15 protein-coding genes (1 of these 15 only partly in view) are annotated in these 17,562 nt (G+C 67.2%); 13 read left to right on the top strand and 2 right to left on the bottom strand.

Going from position 1 to position 17,562, the window contains the following annotated elements; translation table 11 throughout:
- Positions 1-153 precede the first annotated feature (153 nt).
- The 4 genes from DELCS14_RS29150 to DELCS14_RS29135 all read left to right on the top strand — a co-directional run bounded on the left by DELCS14_RS29150 (position 154) and on the right by DELCS14_RS29135 (position 2,966).
- Positions 154-702, top strand: a complete 549-nt coding sequence (locus DELCS14_RS29150) for an outer membrane protein assembly factor BamE (protein WP_034397436.1) — start codon at positions 154-156, stop codon at positions 700-702.
- A gap of 124 nt (positions 703-826) precedes the next feature.
- The gene (gene dapB / locus DELCS14_RS29145) at positions 827-1,663 is read left to right on the top strand and encodes a 4-hydroxy-tetrahydrodipicolinate reductase (RefSeq protein WP_013804772.1); all 837 of its coding nucleotides are present in this window, start codon (positions 827-829) and stop codon (positions 1,661-1,663) included.
- Positions 1,664-1,727: 64 nt separating this feature from the next.
- Complete coding sequence (locus DELCS14_RS29140; RefSeq protein WP_013804771.1) at positions 1,728-2,462, top strand: MotA/TolQ/ExbB proton channel family protein; 735 nt, start codon at positions 1,728-1,730, stop codon at positions 2,460-2,462.
- Between the two features lie 24 nt (positions 2,463-2,486).
- Entirely contained in the window at positions 2,487-2,966 is a 480-nt protein-coding gene (locus DELCS14_RS29135) for a biopolymer transporter ExbD (RefSeq protein WP_013804770.1), read from the top strand.
- A 27-nt stretch (positions 2,967-2,993) separates the two neighbouring features.
- On the opposite strand, the gene DELCS14_RS29130 is transcribed toward DELCS14_RS29135, so the two are convergent.
- Complete coding sequence (locus tag DELCS14_RS29130; RefSeq protein ID WP_013804769.1) at positions 2,994-4,208, bottom strand: mechanosensitive ion channel domain-containing protein; 1,215 nt, start codon at positions 4,206-4,208, stop codon at positions 2,994-2,996.
- 362 nt (positions 4,209-4,570) lie between these two features.
- Here DELCS14_RS29130 and leuS point away from each other — a divergent pair, with 362 nt between their 5' ends.
- The 3 genes from leuS to holA are packed head-to-tail and all read left to right on the top strand — an operon-like array spanning position 4,571 to position 8,915.
- Positions 4,571-7,306 (top strand): leucine--tRNA ligase, encoded by a 2,736-nt coding sequence (gene leuS, locus DELCS14_RS29125; protein ID WP_013804768.1) that lies wholly within the window; start codon positions 4,571-4,573, stop codon positions 7,304-7,306.
- A 44-nt stretch (positions 7,307-7,350) separates the two neighbouring features.
- Positions 7,351-7,857: an LPS assembly lipoprotein LptE gene (gene lptE, locus DELCS14_RS29120; protein ID WP_012207799.1), complete on the top strand. Its 507-nt coding sequence runs from the start codon at positions 7,351-7,353 to the stop codon at positions 7,855-7,857.
- Positions 7,858-7,862: 5 nt separating this feature from the next.
- A complete protein-coding gene (holA, locus tag DELCS14_RS29115) occupies positions 7,863-8,915 on the top strand; it encodes a DNA polymerase III subunit delta (RefSeq protein ID WP_012207798.1) in 1,053 nt (350 codons plus the stop codon).
- 10 nt (positions 8,916-8,925) lie between these two features.
- On the opposite strand, the gene DELCS14_RS29110 is transcribed toward holA, so the two are convergent.
- Positions 8,926-9,228, bottom strand: coding sequence for a hypothetical protein (locus DELCS14_RS29110; RefSeq protein ID WP_013804767.1), 303 nt, complete (start codon positions 9,226-9,228; stop codon positions 8,926-8,928).
- A gap of 188 nt (positions 9,229-9,416) precedes the next feature.
- Between DELCS14_RS29110 and DELCS14_RS29105 the strand changes: the two genes are divergently transcribed.
- The 6 genes from DELCS14_RS29105 to DELCS14_RS29080 all read left to right on the top strand — a co-directional run.
- Entirely contained in the window at positions 9,417-10,697 is a 1,281-nt protein-coding gene (locus DELCS14_RS29105; protein WP_012207797.1) for a glutamate-5-semialdehyde dehydrogenase, read from the top strand.
- 89 nt (positions 10,698-10,786) lie between these two features.
- Complete coding sequence (gene trkA, locus DELCS14_RS29100; RefSeq protein ID WP_012207796.1) at positions 10,787-12,244, top strand: Trk system potassium transporter TrkA; 1,458 nt, start codon at positions 10,787-10,789, stop codon at positions 12,242-12,244.
- Positions 12,245-12,254: 10 nt separating this feature from the next.
- Entirely contained in the window at positions 12,255-13,721 is a 1,467-nt protein-coding gene (locus DELCS14_RS29095) for a potassium transporter TrkG (protein WP_013804766.1), read from the top strand.
- An 81-nt stretch (positions 13,722-13,802) separates the two neighbouring features.
- Positions 13,803-15,098, top strand: a complete 1,296-nt coding sequence (gshA, locus tag DELCS14_RS29090) for a glutamate--cysteine ligase (RefSeq protein WP_013804765.1) — start codon at positions 13,803-13,805, stop codon at positions 15,096-15,098.
- 97 nt (positions 15,099-15,195) lie between these two features.
- A complete protein-coding gene (locus DELCS14_RS29085; RefSeq protein ID WP_034397428.1) occupies positions 15,196-17,064 on the top strand; it encodes a potassium transporter Kup in 1,869 nt (622 codons plus the stop codon).
- A 50-nt stretch (positions 17,065-17,114) separates the two neighbouring features.
- A protein-coding gene (locus tag DELCS14_RS29080) for a benzoate/H(+) symporter BenE family transporter (protein WP_013804763.1) crosses the window boundary here: on the top strand, positions 17,115-17,562 show its 5' portion. The gene runs 734 nt beyond the window's last position; 448 of the gene's 1,182 nt are visible here — the first part of the coding sequence; it begins with the start codon at positions 17,115-17,117; its stop codon lies beyond the right edge, outside the window.

Below are 17,562 nucleotides of genomic sequence, written 5' to 3'. Positions count from 1 at the left end.
TGGGTCTTTGGCAGAGACTGCCCGCTGGACTGCCACCATGGCAGGCGCGGGGCGGCGAACAAAATGGCCCTGGTGCCAGGGGCGTCGCATGATCGCAAGCCCTAGGGACCAGCCGCTACAATGATCCACGATCATATCCCTATGCTGATACCAATGCATGTTCAAGCCCGTTGCCGCACGAGTGCGGCCCTGATGCTGTCGATCGGGGTGGCGCTGGCAGGCTGCAGCAGCCTCGATGGCGCCGCGCACCGAGTCGCCAATGTCGTCACTCCCTACAAGGTCGAGGTCGTCCAAGGCAACTTCGTCTCCCGTGAACAGGTCGAGGCCCTGCAGCCCGGAATGAGCCGCCAGCAGGTGCGCGACATTCTCGGCACGCCGCTGGTCACCAGCGTATTCCACGCCGACCGCTGGGAATATGTGTTCACCATCAAGCGCCCCGGCGTCGATTCTCAGGTGCGCAAGCTGACCGTCTTCTTCAACGGCGACCTGTTTGCCCGCTCCGAAGGCGACGAGATGCCCACCGAGGCCGAATTCGTCGCCAGCCTGGGCTCCAAGAAGAAGCTGGGCAAGATTCCTCAGCTGGAAGCCAGCGAGGAGCAGCTGTCCAAGTTCCCGGCCGCCAAGCCTGTGGAAGAGCCCGTGGCCGCCGAGCCGCCGCCCACAGCGGCCAGCTACCCGCCACTGGAATCCGGCGCCCGTTGATATCGCCGCCCGCGCGCCGCAAGGCATGCGGGCGTTTTTCCGTGGATGGCGGCCGCCGCAGCGCCTGTCTGGCGCCGCTTTGGCCTGCTGTCCATGCATTGAGCTTGTGCATCCCTTTCCCGACATGAACGCCACGACTGCCACTTCCTCCAGCAACAACCAGCGCCTGCGTGTGGCCGTGGCCGGCGCCTCCGGCCGCATGGGCCGCATGCTGATCGAGGCCATCGCGCAAAGCGATGACCTTGCGCTGGCCGCCGCGCTGGACCGCGCCGACAGCCCTTCGCTGGGCACCGACCCCTCGGCCTTCCTCGGCCAGCCCAGCGGCATCGCCATCGAAAGCGATGTGCGTGCCGCGCTGTCCAAGGCCGATTGCCTGATCGACTTCACGCGCCCCGAAGGCACGATGGACCACCTGGCCATCTGCGCCGAGTTGGGCGTCAAGCTGGTCATCGGCACCACGGGCTTCAGCGACGAGCAAAAGACCCGCATCGCCGAGTACGCCCAGCGCACGGCCGTGGTGCTGTCGCCCAACATGAGCGTGGGCGTGAACGTCACCTTCAAGCTGCTGGAGATGGCGGCCAGGGCGCTGTCCAGCGGCTATGACATCGAAATCGTCGAGGCCCACCACCGCCACAAGGTCGATGCCCCCTCGGGCACGGCCCTCAAGATGGGCGAGGTCATCGCCGAAGCCCAGGGCACGAAGCTGGCCGACCGCGCCGTCTACGAGCGCTTCGGCCACACCGGCGCGCGCGAGGACAACACCATCGGCTTTGCCACCGTGCGCGGCGGCGACATCATCGGCGACCACACGGTGCTGTTCGCGGGCACGGGCGAGCGCATCGAGATCTCGCACAAGTCCAGCAGCCGTGCCGGCTATGCGCAGGGCAGCCTGCGGGCGGCGCGCTTCCTGGCAGGCAAGGCAACGGGCCAGTACGACATGAACGATGTCCTGGGTCTGTGATGGCGCAGACCCAGGGCCGTAGCGCCGCGTACCTCTCTTTGGCCATACGGGCGAGATAAAGACCATGACCGGCCCACTCTGGCTCTGGTGGCAGCAAGGCGACGCCGTGGCGCGCGGCACGGCGCTGCTGCTGCTGGCGCTGTCGGTGGCCAGCTGGGTGGTCATCGTCTGGAAGATCTGGTTCATGGCCGCCAGCCGCCGCCGCGTTCCACAGGCCATTGCGGCCTTCTGGAGTGCGCCGGACCTGGCCACGGGCCAGACCCGCATGGCCGAGGTCGATCGCCAGCAACTGGTGGCGTCCATGGCCGGGGCCGTGTCCCAGGCCCTCGCGCCCACGGGCAGCAGCGGCATGGCGCTCTCGGGGCGCGCAGCGCGCTCCGTGCGCCTCACGCGCGGCCTGCGCCAGGCGCTGCAGTCGGCCAGCCACCAGCTTCAATGGGGCCAGACCCTGCTGGCCACCGTGGGCGCCACGGCGCCCTTCGTCGGCCTGCTGGGCACCGTCTGGGGCATTCACCACGCGCTGGCCACATTGGCCGGCAGCGGACAGATCGGCATCGAGCAACTGGCCGGCCCTGTGGGCGAGGCCCTTGTGATGACGGCAGCCGGCCTGGCCGTCGCCCTGCCGGCTGTGCTGGCCTATAACCTGCTGGGCCGCGCCGCCGCCCAGATGGAAGCCCTGCTCGAAGGCTTTGCCCATGACCTGCAGGCCATGTTCGGCCTGGAGCAGCCCGGGCAGGCGCAGCAGGATGACGGCATGCCCGTCGCCGGCCTGCCGGCCGGCCCCATGGACGCACCCTGACCGGGCGGCCAGGCAGGAGCGCACATGGCCTTCGGACGACTGAGCGGCAAGGAGAGCGCCCCCCAGCCCATGCACGCCATCAATGTCACCCCGCTGGTGGACGTGATGCTGGTGCTGGTGGTCATCTTCATTCTTGCGGCGCCCATGCTGGCCGCCTCCCTGCGCGTGCAATTGCCCCTGGCCCAGGGCACCCAGCCCCTGGCGGCTGCGGGCGAGGACGATGCGCTGCTGCTGGAGGTCGATGCGCAGGGCGCGCTCTGGGTGCAGGGCCAGCCCACCACGCCCGAGGCACTGCGCGAGCGCCTGGCCCGGCTTGGCGCCCGCAATCCCCAGGCCGAGCTGCAATTGCGTGCCGACCAGGCCGTGCCCTATGGCCGCGTGGCCGAGCTCATGGGCTGGGCCCACGCGGCGGGCCTGACGCGCATGGGCTTCGTGGCGGAGCCTGCGCGAAGCCAGGAGGGCCGGTCCGCCGCCGTCCTGGGCCCCTCCGGCGCCGGGCGCTGAAACGCCGCCTGGCCTGCGCCCGCGAACCTATTCCTGCCCTTCGGGCCAGCGCTCGCTGCCCGCCAGCCGCAGATGCTGGCCATGGTCCGAGGAACGCTGGTACAGGCTGAGCCCGAACAGGGGCAGCATGCCGATCAGGTGGTCGAAGATCGCACCCTGTATGGCCTCGTACTCCACCCAGACCGTGGTGCTGGTGTAGCAAAACAGCTCCAGCGGCACGCCCATGGGCGAAGGCTCCATGGTGCGCACCAGCAAAAACATGTTCGGCGTCTTGTGGATGTGCGGATGGCGCAGCAGGTAGGCGTATGCATAGGCCTTGAAAACGGCCAGATTGCTGAGTTGCTGCGCGGCCATCGCGCTGCCTGCAGGCGCGTCGGCCATGCGCAGGTCGCCGCTGCGGGTCCAATGGTCCTTCAGGGGCTCCAGCAGCGCCAGTTTCTGCCGCTGCTCAGGCGTCAGCAGGCGGATGGTGTGGGCGTCTATGTGCAGCGAGCGGCGGATGCGGCGCCCGCCCGACTCGAACATGCCGCGCCAGTTCTTGTAGCTGTCGCTCATCAGCCGCCAGGTGGGAATGGTGGTGATGGTCTTGTCCCAGTTCTGCACCTTCACCGTGTGCAGCGCGATGTCGATCACGAAGCCATCGGCGCCGACCTGGGGCATCTCGATCCAGTCGCCCACGCGCAGCATGTCGTTGGAGCCCAGCTGCACGCCGGCCACGAAGGACATGATGGTGTCCTTGAAGATCAGCATCAGCACGGCCGAGGCCGCGCCCAGGCCCGACAGCAGCAGCAACGGAGAGCGGTCCACCAGGGTGGCGACGATGAGCACGATGGCGATCAGGAACACCAGCAGCTTGCCCAGCTGCACATAGCTCTTGATCGAATGGGCCTGCGTGGCCTTGCGCTCTTCCTTGAGCTCGTGCGCCTCGTTCATGGCGTTGAGCAGGGCGCTGATCACGCGGGCCACGTGGTAGATGGTGCAGGCGATGGCCAGGTTCAGGATCAGCGTGGCCCACTGCGGCTGCAGCTGCGGTATGGCCTGCACGCCCGACTGCATGACCAGCGAAGGCACGGCCTTGGCCAGCCGCTGCAGCACGCTGTCGTGCAGCAGCACCTGCGCCCATTCCATCTCCACCAGCGTGCTGCGCATGCGCGGCAGCACGCGCAGCAGCAGCCATTGCACGACAAACCCCGCCGAGCGGGCCAGCAGCACCAGCGCGCACAGCGCGGCCAGGGCCTGCATGACGGGATCCCAGCCGGAAATCAAAGACCAGTTCAGCAAGAAAAACTCCAGGGCGTTGCAGTGCCGGCCTGCCTGCGGCCGGCACCATGAGGCCGCGCGCAGTGGCGGCATGCCCGGGAGATGCGCATCGGTTCCTGCGCAAGCCCGGGCTGGCGATGGAGGAACGCCTGCGGCATGGCGCCGCAGAGTTGGCAAGCATACGCAGTGCGGCTTTTCCCCGTGCCATAGGCGGGCAAGCGGCCGCCGATGACGCAGTACCGCCTGCGGGCTTGTGGGCGGCTTCGGGCACGGCCGGGCCGGGGGCCTAAAATCGCCGGTTGATTCCGGCAATCCACCTTGTCAGGCCCCTGGGCCGCAGCACCATGCAAGAGAAATACAACCACATCGACGTTGAGCGCGCAGCGCAAGACCACTGGTCCGCCCGCGACGCTTACCGCGTGACCGAAGACCAGGCCAAGCCCAAGTTCTACGCCTGCTCCATGCTGCCCTACCCCAGCGGCAAGCTGCACATGGGCCATGTGCGCAACTACACCATCAACGACATGCTGACGCGCCAGCTGCGCATGAAGGGCTACAACGTCCTCATGCCCATGGGCTGGGACGCCTTCGGCCTGCCGGCCGAGAACGCTGCGCTCAAGAACAAGGTGCCGCCTGCGCAGTGGACCTACGACAACATCGCCTACATGAAAAAGCAGATGCAGGCGATGGGGCTGGCCATCGACTGGAGCCGCGAGATCGCCACCTGCGACCCCGACTACTACAAGTGGAACCAGTGGCTGTTCCTGAAGATGCTGGAAAAGGGCATTGCCTACCGCAAGACCCAGGTCGTGAACTGGGACCCGGTGGACCAGACCGTGCTGGCCAACGAGCAGGTCATCGACGGCCGCGGCTGGCGCACGGGCGCGCCGGTCGAAAAGCGCGAAATCCCCGGCTACTACCTGAAGATCACCGACTACGCCCAGGAGCTGCTGGACCATGTCCAGGTGGGTGGCGACAAGGCCACGCTGACCGGCTGGCCTGAAAAAGTCCGCCTGATGCAGGAAAACTGGATCGGCAAGAGCTCCGGCGTGCGCTTTGCGTTCACCCACGACATCCGTGGCGCCGACGGCCAGCCCATCCAGGACGGCCGCCTGTACGTGTTCACCACGCGTGCCGACACCATCATGGGCGTGACGTTCTGCGCCGTGGCGCCCGAGCATCCGCTGGCCCTGCACGCCGCCGCCACGAGCCCCAAGCTGGCCGCCTTCATCGAAGAGTGCAAGAAGGGCGGCACTACCGAGGCCGAACTCGCGGTCAAGGAAAAGGAAGGCCTGCCCACGGGCCTGTTCGTCACGCATCCGCTGACGGGCGCCCAGGTCGAGGTCTGGGTCGGCAACTACGTGCTCATGAGCTACGGCGACGGCGCCGTCATGGGCGTGCCCGCGCATGACGAGCGCGACTTCGCCTTTGCGAAGAAGTACGGCATCGCCATCCGCCAGGTCATCGCGGTCGAAGGCGAGACCTTCAGCACCGAGGCATGGGCCGACTCGTACGGCGACAAGCAGCGCGCTGTCTGCATCGATTCCGGCGAACTCGACGGCCTGCCCCATGTGGCGGCCGTGGACAAGGTGGCCGAACTGCTGGCCGCCAAGGGCCTTGGCGAGAAGAAAACCACCTGGCGCCTGCGCGACTGGGGCGTGAGCCGCCAGCGCTACTGGGGCACGCCGATTCCCATCATCCACTGCGAGGACTGCGGCGCCCAGCCCGTGCCCGCCAAGGACCTGCCCGTGGTCCTGCCCCAGGACCTGGTGCCCGATGGCTCGGGCAACCCCCTGATCAAGAGCGAAGCCTTCCACGCCGGCGTGGTCTGCCCCTGCTGCGGCAAGAGCGCGCGCCGCGAGACCGACACCATGGACACCTTCGTGGACTCGTCCTGGTACTTCATGCGCTATTGCGACGCCAGGAACAGCGAGCAGATGGTGGCGGAAGGTGCCGAGTACTGGATGCGGGACCAGAATGCCGCCACCGGCGGCAGCGGCATGGACCAGTACATCGGCGGCATCGAGCACGCCATCCTGCACCTGCTGTACGCGCGCTTCTGGACCAAGGTCATGCGTGACCTGGGCCTGGTCAAGGTCGATGAGCCCTTCACCAAGCTGCTGACCCAGGGCATGGTGCTCAACCACATCTACAGCCGCCGCACGGCCAAGGGTGCCAAGGAGTACTTCTGGCCCAAGGATGTCGAGCATGTGTTCGACGAGACCGGCAAGATCGTGGGCGCCAAGCTCAAGGCCGAGGTGGACAGCGCCGATGGCCTGCTGCCCGTGGGCACGGACATCGACTACGAGGGCGTGGGCACCATGTCCAAGTCCAAGAACAACGGCATCGATCCGCAGGAGCTGATCGAGAAGTACGGCGCCGACACCGCGCGCCTGTACACCATGTTCACCGCGCCGCCCGAGCTGACGCTGGAGTGGAACGATGCCGCCGTCGAAGGCAGCTACCGCTTCCTGCGCCGCGTCTACAACTTCGGCGCCAAGCTGTCGCAGATGGACATGGCCGGTGCCGTGCAAAGCGTGGCCGGCGCCAAGTCGCTGGACGACGTGGAGTTCGGCAAGGCCGCCAAGTCCCTGCGCCTGGAGATCCACACCGTGCTCAAGCAGGTGGAATACGACTACCAGCGCATGCAGTACAACACCGTGGTCTCGGGCGCCATGAAGATGATCAACGCGCTGGAGGACTTCAAGTCCTTCGACGACGCGGGTGCCCAGGTGGCGCTGATCGAAGGCTTCGGCATCCTGCTGCGCGTGCTCTACCCGGCCACGCCCCACCTGGCCCATGCGCTGTGGAGCGAGCTGGGCTACGCCGCCCGCCTGGGCGACGTGCTTGATGCGCCCTGGCCCCAGGTTGATCCCCAGGCTCTGGTGCAGGACGAGATCTCTCTGGTGCTGCAGGTCAACGGCAAGCTGCGCGGGGCCATCCTGGTGTCCTCGACGGCCGACAAGGCCGAGATCGAGCGCATCGCCCTGGCCAATGAGGAATGCCAGAAGTTCACCAACGGTGCCGTGCCCAAGAAGGTGATCGTGGTGCCTGGCCGCCTCGTGAACGTCGTGGTCTGACCCCCTGGGCGCCGGGCTTGCCCGGCGCCCGCAAGGAACCAAGCATGCAAAAACGTACCCTGCTCACCGCCCTGGCTCTGGCTCCGCTGCTGGGGGCCTGCGGCTTTCGCCTGCGGGGGGTGCCGACCTTCGTGTTCCGCTCGCTCTACATCCAGGCTGGCCGGGGCTCTCCGGTAGCGCGGGAGCTGTCGCGCAATCTGGCCAGTGCCAGCGACAAGCTGACCGTGCTGCGCGATCCGGCATCGCCCGACGATGCCGAAGCGATCTTCCAGATCGTCAGCGAGCGGCAGGAGCGGGTCATCGTCGGCATGAACGCGCTGGGCCAGGTGCGCGAATTGCAGCTGCGCCTGCGCGTGCGCTTCAAGCTGCGCACGCCCAATGGCGACGAGCCGATTCCCGAGACCGAAATCCTGCAGCAGCGCGATGTGACGTACAACGAAACCAACGCGCTGTCCAAGGAAGCCGAGGAGGCCATGCTCTACAAGGACATGCGCACCGACATCGTGCAGCAGTTGCTGCGCCGTCTGGCCGCCGTCAAGAGCCTGACCTGAGCCCCATGCAGCTTGCCCTGAACCAGCTTGGCGGCCATCTGGCCAAGGGCCTGCGCCCGCTTTATGTGCTGCACGGCGACGAGCCGCTGCAGCAGCAGGAGGCGGCCGATGCCATCCGCGCCGCGGCGCGCGCGGCCGGCTATACCGAGCGCAGCAGCTACACCGTGGCCGGCGCGCATTTCGACTGGAGCGCCGTGCTGGCGGCCGGTGGCTCGCTGTCGCTGTTTGCCGACCGGCAGATCGTCGAGATCCGCATTCCCTCGGGCAAGCCCGGCAAGGACGGCGGCGCCGCGCTGCAGCAGATCGCCGAGTCCGCGCGGGGCAACGACAGCACGCTCACCCTGGTCCTGCTGCCGCGCCTGGACAAGGCCACCAAGACGGGGGCCTGGTTCAGCGCGCTGGAGGCCCAGGGCATGACGCTGCAGATCGATCCCATTGAGCGCGCCCAGTTGCCGGCCTGGATTGCCCAGCGGCTGGCGGCCCAGGGCCAGCGCGTCGCACCCGGCGAGGAAGGGCAGCGCACGCTGCAGTTCTTTGCCGACCGCGTCGAAGGCAACCTGCTGGCCGCGCACCAGGAAATCCAGAAGCTGGCGCTGTTGCATCCCGAGGGTGAACTGAGCCAGGCCCAGGTCGAGCAGGCCGTGCTCAATGTGGCGCGCTACGACGTGTTCAAGCTGTCGGAGGCCGTGCTGGGCGGGCAGCTGGCGCGCGTCTCGCGCATGCTCGATGGCCTGCAGGCCGAAGGCACGGCCGAGGTGCTGGTGCACTGGACCCTGGCCGAGGACATCCGCGCCATCTGCCGCGTGAGGGACGCCATGGCCGCAGGCCAGCCCCTGCCGATGGCGCTGCGCGCCCAGCGCATCTGGGGCGTCAAGGAACGCTTGTTCGAGCGCCTGCTGCCGCGCATCACCGACGCCCAGGCCGCGCGCCTGCTGCAATCGGCCCACGCGGTGGACGGCATCGTCAAGGGCCTGGCCTTCGAAGGCTGGCCGCGCGACGGCTGGCAGGCCCTGCGCCGCCTGGCCGTGGACCTGGCCCAGGCCGGCGCCAAGGGCTGACGTACCGTTCCTAGCGCGTCTTTTCCAACTGCGCCTGGGCCTTGGTGGCCCAGGTCTCAAGGTTGTCCAGCAGGTCCTTCTGGCTGAAGGAGCAGCTTTCCTCGCTGAACAGCGCGCTGGACTCCAGTCGGTCCAGCAGATTGAGAAGCACTTCGCCGTAGCGCGGCGGCAGGGCCTGCAGCAACTCCGACGAGGCCCTGGCCTGCTGTCCGAGCACGGCGGCCGACAGCTGCTGCTGTGCCAGTTGGGCGAAGCCGGCGTGCAGCTGGGCGAGCTGCTGGGCGGCGAGAAGAGTGTCGTGGCTGGTGGACATGGCGGGAAACCTCTGCGTACTGGGCAGCAGTGTAGGGTGGCCGCGACATCCTGCCGGCCGCCGCAACGCGGGGTTTGCCCTCTGGCGGCCGTGCGCAGACGCATCCCGGCCGCATCGCAGCCGCATGTCGGCGCGGGGCATGCCCGGTCCCGGTGCGCAAATGGGCGCAACTCGGCGAGAATCTCGGAATGAACGCGCTCAATATCGTCGAATACACCCACAACCTGGGCGTTCAGGCCAAAGTGGCCTCCGCCCAGATGGCCCGAGCCTCGGCTGCCGTCAAAAGCCGCGCCCTGCTGGCGCTGGCGCGCCTGCTGCGGGAGAACGTGGAGCCGTTGCAGACCGACAACGCCCGTGACCTCGACCGCGCTGTGGCCAACGGCCTGTCCGCACCCATGGTGGACCGCCTGCGCCTGACGCCCAAGGTGCTTGAAACCTGTGCCCAGGGCTGCGAACAGCTGGCATCCATGGCCGACGTGATCGGCGAGATCATCGGCATGAAGCAAATGCCCAGCGGCATCCGCGTGGGCCAGATGCGCGTGCCCATCGGCGTGTTCGGCATGATCTACGAGAGCCGCCCCAACGTGACCATCGAGGCGGCCAGCCTCAGCATCAAGAGCGGCAACGCCTGCATCCTGCGCGGCGGCTCGGAAGCCATCGACTCCAACAAGGCACTGGCCGCCCTCGTGGCCAGGGCACTGGCCGAGGCCGGCCTGCCCGAGCACGGCGTGCAGCTGGTGCAGACCACGGACCGCGAGGCCGTGGGCCAGCTCATCGCCATGCCCGACTACGTGGACGTCATCATCCCGCGCGGCGGCAAGGGCCTGATCGAGCGCATCAGCCGCGAGGCCAAGGTGCCCGTCATCAAGCACCTGGACGGCAATTGCCACACCTATGTCGATGATCCCTGCGACATCGCCATGGCCGTCAAGGTGGCCGACAACGCCAAGACCAACAAGTACAGCCCCTGCAACGCCAGCGAGAGCCTGCTGGTGGCGCGCGGCGTGGCCGCCGAGTTCCTGCCGCAGATCGGCGCCATCTACGCCGCCAAGGGGGTCGAGATGCGCGGCTGCCCCGAATCGCTGGCCATCCTGAAGTCCGTGGCCGGTGCCCAACTGGCCGAGGCCACCGAGCAGGACTGGAGCGAGGAATACCTGGCGCCCATCATCAGCGTCAAGATCGTCGCGGGTGTGGACGAAGCCATCGCCCACATCAACCGCTACTCCAGCCACCACACGGATGCCATCCTCACGCGCGACCACATGCATGCCCAGCGCTTTCTGCGCGAGGTGGACTCGGCCAGCGTCATGGTCAATGCCAGCACGCGCTTTGCCGATGGCTTCGAGTACGGCCTGGGTGCGGAAATCGGCATCAGCACCGACAAGTTCCATGCGCGCGGTCCTGTGGGCATCGAAGGTCTCACCTCGCTCAAATACGTGGTGCTGGGTGAAGGCGAAGTCCGCACCTGACCGGACCTTGCTGCGCGCCGGCAGGCACCCGGCCGGGACGCCCCGCGCCGGGATGCCCCGCGCCGGCACCGCAGCACCGCAATGAACCCATGAAAATCATCATTCTTGGCGCCGGCCGTGTGGGCTACAGCGTGGCCGAAAGCCTGGTGTCCGAACGCAACGACATCACGGTGATCGACACCGATGCGCGTCGCCTGCGCGAGCTGGAGTCGCGCTTCGACCTGCGCGGCGTCGTGGGCAACGGCATCGATCCCCAGGTGCTGGCCGAGGCCGGAGCCAAGGACACGGACCTGCTGATCGCCTGCGCCGCGCTCGACGAAACCAACCTGGTGTGCTGCAAGCTGGCCCAGGTGCTGTTCGAGATTCCCACCCGCATCGCGCGCGTGCGCTCCTCGGGCTTTGGCGATGACGAGACGCTGCTGGGCAAGGAAGGCTTCGGCGTGGACCGCATCATCTGCCCCGAGGAATCGCTGACCAACTACATCAGCAAGCTCATCGAGTTCCCCGAAGCCATGCAGGTGCGCGCCTTCGCGGGCGGACGCGCCGCGCTGGCCTCGGTGCGTGCGCGCGACGGCGCCCCCGCCGTCGGCAAGCACATCGGCGAGCTGCGCGACTGCATGCCCGAGCTGGCCATGCGCATCGTGGCCATCTACCGGCGTTTCCTGGAGGAGCCCGACCGCTTCGTGCGCTGCGACGGCAACACCCGCATCGAGCCCGGCGACGAAGTCTTCATCCTGGCCGCGCGCGAGCATGTGGCCGAGGTGCTCCGCGCCATCCACCAGCCCGCGGGCCGGCCTTCGCGCCCCGTCTACCGCATCATGATCGCCGGTGGCGACCAGGTCAGTCTGCGCCTGGCGCTGCAGCTGTCGCGCGTGCCGGGCCGCTTTCACATCAAGATCATCGAGCCCGACGAGCAGCGCTGCCAGGACCTGGCCTCGCTGCTGCCGGCCGAGGTGCTGGTGCTGCACGGCGATGCCACCGACGAAGACCTGTTGGCCGATGAAAGCGTGGAGGACGTGGACCTGTTCCTGGCCCTCACCGACGACGACGAGAACAACATCATGGCCAGCCTGCTGGGCAAGCGCATGGGCGCGCGGCGCGTGCTCTCGCTGATCACGCGGCGCGCCTATGCCGACCTGATGCACGGCACGCAGATCGACATTGCGCTGTCGCCGGCCCAGGCCATGCTCGGCGAGCTGCTGGCCTATGTGCGCCGCGGCGACGTGCAGGCCGTGCACAGCCTGCGCAGGGGCGTGGCCGAGGCGCTGGAGATCGTGGCGCGCGGCGACCGCAAGAGCTCGCGCGTGGTCGGCCGCAAGGTCGAGGACCTGCGCGTGCCCGAGGATGCGCACATCGGCCTCATCGTGCGCGGCATTCCCGAAGGCGTGCCGGCCGACGAGATCGCGGCCGGTGCCGAGCCCGAGGTCATCATCCCGCGCGGCAACACCGTGATCGAGAGCGGCGACCACGTGGTCTTCTTCCTGCCCCACAAGCGGCTGGTGCGGGACGTGGAAAACCTGTTCCGCGTCAGCGCCACCTTCTTCTGAGCCCATACCCATGCGCGACCTGTTCCCCGTCCTGCGCGTGCTTGGCATGCTCATGGTCATGTTCGCGCTGTCCATGCTGCTGCCCTTTGCCGTGTCCTGGTTTGCCGACGACGGCATCTGGCGCATCTACCCCTGGGCCATCGGCATCACGGCGGCGGCGGGGCTGTCGCTGTGGGTAGGCCTGGACCATTTCCGGCGCGAGCTGCAGCCGCGCCACGGCGTCATCCTCGTCACCCTGGTCTGGGTGGTGCTGCCCCTGTGCGCCATGCTGCCCCTGGTGCTGGGCCTGGGCCATGTGGGCCTGAGCATCAGCTTCACCCACGCCTATTTCGAGGCCGTCTCGGGCCTGACGACGACGGGCGCCACCGTGCTCACGGGGCTGGACGCATTGCCTGTGTCCATCAACGTCTGGCGCACCTTCCTGCAATGGCTGGGCGGCATGGGCATCCTGATCCTGGCCGTGGCCATCCTGCCGCTGCTGGGCGTGGGCGGTGCCCAGCTGTTCCGCGCCGAGGCCGCCGGCCCCATCAAGGACACCAAGCTGACGCCGCGCATGACCGAGACCGCCAAGGGCCTGTGGGGCGTCTACGGCGTGTTCTCGCTGGCCTGTGCACTGGCCTTCTGGGCCGCCGGCATGGAGCCGCTGGATGCGCTGATGCACATGTTCGCCACGGTGAGCCTGGGCGGCCTGTCCTCGCACGACGCCAGCTTCGCCTACTTCGACTCGCCGCTGATCGAGCTGATCGCCCTGGTCTTCATGCTGCTGGCCAGCTGCAACTTCGCGCTGTACTTCGTGGCCATGCGCAAGGGCCGCTGGGACGGCTTCTGGCGCGACCCCGAAATGCGCGCCACGCTGGCCGTGCTGCTGGGCGGCGGGCTCATCGTCGCGCTGCTGCTGTGGGCCAAGGGCGTGTACGGGCCTGTCGAGGCGCTGCGCTACGGCATCTTCCACGTGGTCTCGGTGGCCACGACCACGGGCTTCACCACCGTCGACTACCTGAGCTGGCCCGTCTTCGCGCCCGTGCTCATGCTGCTGCTGTCGGGCGTGGCCACCAGCGCGGGCTCCACGGGTGGCGGCATCAAGATGGTGCGCATGCTCATCCTGCTCAAGCAGGCGCGGCGCGAGCTCACGCGGCTCGTGCACCCGCGCGCCATGCAGCCCGTGCGGCTGGGCAACGGCGTGGTGGACGACCGCATGATCTTCTCGGTGCTGGCCTTCATGCTGGTCTATGGCGCCACCGTGATCACGCTCAGCATGGTGCTGCTGCTCACCGACCTGGACCCGGTGACCGCCTTTTCCGCCGTGCTGGCCAGCGTGCACTGCATGGGGCCGGGCCTGGGCGCGCTGGGTCCGAGCTCCAACTATGCTGTGCTCACCGACTTCCAGACCTGGATCTGCACCCTGGCCATGCTGCTGGGGCGCCTGGAAATCCTCAGTTTCATGGCGCTGCTTTCCCCGGCTTTCTGGCGCCGATGATGCCGAAGAGACTAGGGAAAACACTTAGACCATGGTCCAATCTCTACAATTGCCCCCCACCGCCGTACCCAGAGGGTCTTTATGGTTCCACATCTCATCACGGCCCTGACAGGCCCGATCAACGAGCTTGAGCAGCGCATCCTCGACTCCATGCCGGCGATCGAGCGCTGGTTCCGGCTCGAATGGATGGAACACACGCCGCCTTTCTATTGCTCGGTGGACATCCGCAACGCCGGCTTCAAGCTCGCGCCCGTGGATACCAACCTGTTTCCTGGCGGTTGGAACAACCTGACCGACGAAATGCTGCCGCTGGCCGTGCAGGCGGCCATGGCGGCGATCGAGAAGATCTGCCCCGAAGCGCGCAACCTGCTCATCATTCCCGAGAACCACACGCGCAACACCCATTACCTGGCCAACGTGGTGCAGCTCAAGCGCATCTTCAACATGGCCGGTCTGAATGTGCGCATCGGCTCCATCAGCCCCGATGTGAAGAAGATCACCACCGTCACCCTGCCGCATGGCGACACGGTGACGCTGGAGCCGGTGATCCGCAGCAAGCGCCGCATCGGCCTCAAGGATTTCGATCCCTGCACCATCTTGCTCAACAACGACCTGTCCTCCGGCGTGCCGGGCATCGTCGAGGAGCTGTACGAGCAATACCTGCTGCCGCCCCTGCATGCAGGCTGGAGCGTGCGCCGCAAGAGCCGCCATTTCCAGAGCTACGAGGAAGTGGCCAAGCGCTTCGGCAAGCTGCTGGGCATCGATCCCTGGCTGATCAACCCGCTGTTCGGGCGCAGCGAAGGCATCGACTTCGCCAATGGCGTGGGCATGGAAGGCCTGGCCGAGCAGGTCGATGTGCTGCTGGCCAAGGTGCGCCGCAAGTACAAGGAATACGGCATCAAGGAAAAGCCGTTTGCCATCGTCAAGGCCGACAACGGCACCTATGGCATGGGCGTGATGACCGTGCGCGACGCCAAGGAACTGGCCGAGCTGCCGCGCAAGAGCCGCAACAAGATGGGCATGATCAAGGACGGCCAGACCGTGCACGACGTGATCATCCAGGAAGGCGTGCTCACCCAGGAGCGCATGAACAACGCCGTGGCCGAGCCCGTGGTCTACATGATGGACCGCTACGTGGTCGGCGGCTTCTACCGCATGCACCCCGAGCGCGATGTGGACGAAAACCTCAACGCGCCCGGTGCCGGCTTCGTGCCGCTGGCCTTCCAGCACAGCACCCAGCTGCCCCAGATCGGCGCCCGCCCGGGTGCCAGCATGCCCAATCGCTTCTACATGTACGGCGTGGTGGCCCGGGTCGCCATGCTGGCGGCCAGCTATGAGCTGGAGGCGACCAACCCCAACGCGGAAATCTACGACTGATCGGGGTGCTGTCCGATGCGCTCGTCATCAGGACAGCGGACAATGCCGGCATTTCAATTGACTGAAGCCATCTCCCCACGGGATGGCGCATAGACCTGTGCAGAAAACCAAATCTTCGTTGGCCGCGCTCACCCTGGGCGCCATCGGCGTGGTCTATGGCGATATCGGCACCAGCGTGCTGTATTCGGTCAAGGAGGTGTTCGGCTCCGGCCATGTGCCGTTCACCCAGGAGAACATCTACGGCGTCCTGTCGCTGCTGTTCTGGACGCTGACGGTCATCGTCTCGCTCAAATACGTGGTCCTGGTGCTGCGCGCCGACAACAACGGCGAAGGCGGCCTGGTCGCCATGCTGGCCCTGGCCTCGCAGACCGTCAAGGACAAGCCGCGCCTGCGCAGCGTGCTGCTGCTCATCGGCATCTTCGGCACCTCGCTGTTCTATGGCGACGGCGTGATCACGCCGGCCATCTCCGTGCTTTCGGCCGTCGAGGGCCTGGAGGTGGTGTCCCCGCACTTCACCAAGGCGGTGATCCCGCTGACCCTGGTCATCCTGTTCCTGCTGTTCTGGTTCCAGAAGCATGGCACGGCAGGGATAGGGCGCTTCTTCGGCCCCATCACCCTGGTCTGGTTCGCCACCATCGCCGCGCTGGGCATACACCAGATCGCCGGCCATCCGGAAATCCTGGCGGCCATCAGCCCGCACTTCGCGGTGCGCTTCATCTGGGACAACCCCGGCACCAGCTTCATCATCCTGGGCGCCGTCGTGCTGTGCGTGACCGGGGCGGAAGCGCTCTACGCCGACCTGGGCCACTTCGGCAAGAAGCCCATTCGCCTGGCCTGGTTCTCCGTGGCCATGCCTGCCCTCACGCTCAATTACTTCGGCCAGGGTGCGCTGCTGCTGGCCAACCCGGCCGCCGTGAAGAATCCCTTCTACATGATGGCCCCGGCCTGGGCCCTGCTGCCCCTGGTGCTGATGGCCACCATGGCCACGGTCATCGCTTCGCAGGCCCTGATCACGGGCGCCTTCAGCGTCACGCGCCAGGTCATACAGCTGGGCTATCTGCCGCGCCTGGAAGTGCGCCACACCAGCGTGCGCGAGGCCGGCCAGATCTATATGCCCCTGGTCAACTGGAGCCTGTTCGTGGCCATCGCGCTGGCCGTGGTGCTGTTCCGCTCCAGCGGCAACCTGGCGGCCGCCTACGGCATTGCGGTGACGCTGGACATGCTGATCACCACCACGCTGACCTTCTTCGTGATCCGCTACCGCTGGAACTACCCGCTGGCCCTGTGCATTGCCGCCACCGGCTTCTTCTTCCTGGTGGACCTGGCCTTCTTCTCGTCCAACCTGCTCAAGCTGTTCGATGGCGGCTGGTTCCCGCTGCTGATCGGCGGCACGGTGTTCTCGCTGATGATGACCTGGCGCAAGGGCCGCGAGCTGCTGCACCAAAAGCTGCAGGCCGATGCCATCGACCTCAAGAGCTTCCTCGAATCGGTCTGGCGCCATCCCCCGGCGCGGGTGCCGGGCACGGCCGTCTTCCTGTCCGGCGAGCCTGGCACCGTGCCCAACGCCCTGCTGCACAACCTCAAGCACAACAAGGTGCTGCACAGCCAGAACATCTTCGTCACGGTGCGCAACCACGAAATTCCCTGGGTGGGCCTGGACAAGCGTACCGAGATCGAGGCCCTGGGCAGCGACTGCTGGCAGGTCATCATCAACTACGGCTTCAAGAACGAACCCGACGTGCCAGCGGCGCTGTCCCTGCTGCGCCCCCGGGGCTGCCAGCTCGACGCCATGGAGACCAGCTACTTCCTGTCGCGCGATGTCATCATCCCGCGCATCAGCCACCGCATGGCGCCCTGGCGCGAAAAGCTGTTCGCCCAGATGCACCGCAACGCCAGCCGTGTCTCCGACTTCCTGCACCTGCCCAGCAACTCCGTGGTGGAGCTGGGCTCCAAGATCGAGCTGTAGGCGTCGCCCGCGCATCGCACGATCCGCGACTGTGGTGACAGAATCGCGCGATGCGCTTTCTCCGTGACTTGAGTCCCTCCGCCTTTGCGGCCGGCTTCGTGGCCGTGCTCGTGGGCTTCACCAGCTCGGTGGCCCTGGTCTTCCAGGCCGCCCAGGCCTTTCATGCCACACCCGAGCAGATCACCTCCTGGGTCTGGGCGCTGGGGCTGGGCATGGGCCTGTGCTCCTTGCTGCCCTCGCTGATACTGCGCATGCCCGTCATGGTCGCCTGGTCCACACCAGGCGCTGCCGTGCTGGCCACGGCGGGGCTTGCCGGTGGCTTTTCCATGGGCGAGGCCGTCGGCGCCTTCATCATCAGCGCGGGGCTGATCATCCTGGTGGGTGCCACAGGCTGGTTCGAGCGCGTCATGAACCGCATCCCCATGGAAATCGCTGCCGCCCTCCTGGCGGGCGTACTTGCCAACTTCGGCATGCAGGCCTTTGCCGCCGCCAGGCACG

Origin of the sequence: Delftia sp. Cs1-4, assembly GCF_000214395.1 — a bacterium.
Lineage (GTDB): Bacteria > Pseudomonadota > Gammaproteobacteria > Burkholderiales > Burkholderiaceae_C > Comamonas > Comamonas acidovorans.
Note: the sequence above shows the minus strand (reverse complement) of the source record. Positions and strands in the feature narration are given on the sequence as shown.

Coding starts and splice junctions, on each gene's coding strand:
- dapB (WP_013804772.1), top strand. CDS start 827: ATGAACGCCACGACTGCCACTTCCTCCAGCAACAACCAGCGCCTGCGT.
- gshA (WP_013804765.1), top strand. CDS start 13,803: ATGGTTCCACATCTCATCACGGCCCTGACAGGCCCGATCAACGAGCTT.
- DELCS14_RS29110 (WP_013804767.1), bottom strand. CDS start 9,228: ATGTCCACCAGCCACGACACTCTTCTCGCCGCCCAGCAGCTCGCCCAG.
- lptE (WP_012207799.1), top strand. CDS start 7,351: ATGCAAAAACGTACCCTGCTCACCGCCCTGGCTCTGGCTCCGCTGCTG.
- trkA (WP_012207796.1), top strand. CDS start 10,787: ATGAAAATCATCATTCTTGGCGCCGGCCGTGTGGGCTACAGCGTGGCC.
- DELCS14_RS29140 (WP_013804771.1), top strand. CDS start 1,728: ATGACCGGCCCACTCTGGCTCTGGTGGCAGCAAGGCGACGCCGTGGCG.
- DELCS14_RS29135 (WP_013804770.1), top strand. CDS start 2,487: ATGGCCTTCGGACGACTGAGCGGCAAGGAGAGCGCCCCCCAGCCCATG.
- DELCS14_RS29095 (WP_013804766.1), top strand. CDS start 12,255: ATGCGCGACCTGTTCCCCGTCCTGCGCGTGCTTGGCATGCTCATGGTC.
- leuS (WP_013804768.1), top strand. CDS start 4,571: ATGCAAGAGAAATACAACCACATCGACGTTGAGCGCGCAGCGCAAGAC.
- DELCS14_RS29130 (WP_013804769.1), bottom strand. CDS start 4,208: ATGCAGGCCCTGGCCGCGCTGTGCGCGCTGGTGCTGCTGGCCCGCTCG.
- DELCS14_RS29105 (WP_012207797.1), top strand. CDS start 9,417: ATGAACGCGCTCAATATCGTCGAATACACCCACAACCTGGGCGTTCAG.
- holA (WP_012207798.1), top strand. CDS start 7,863: ATGCAGCTTGCCCTGAACCAGCTTGGCGGCCATCTGGCCAAGGGCCTG.
- DELCS14_RS29150 (WP_034397436.1), top strand. CDS start 154: ATGCATGTTCAAGCCCGTTGCCGCACGAGTGCGGCCCTGATGCTGTCG.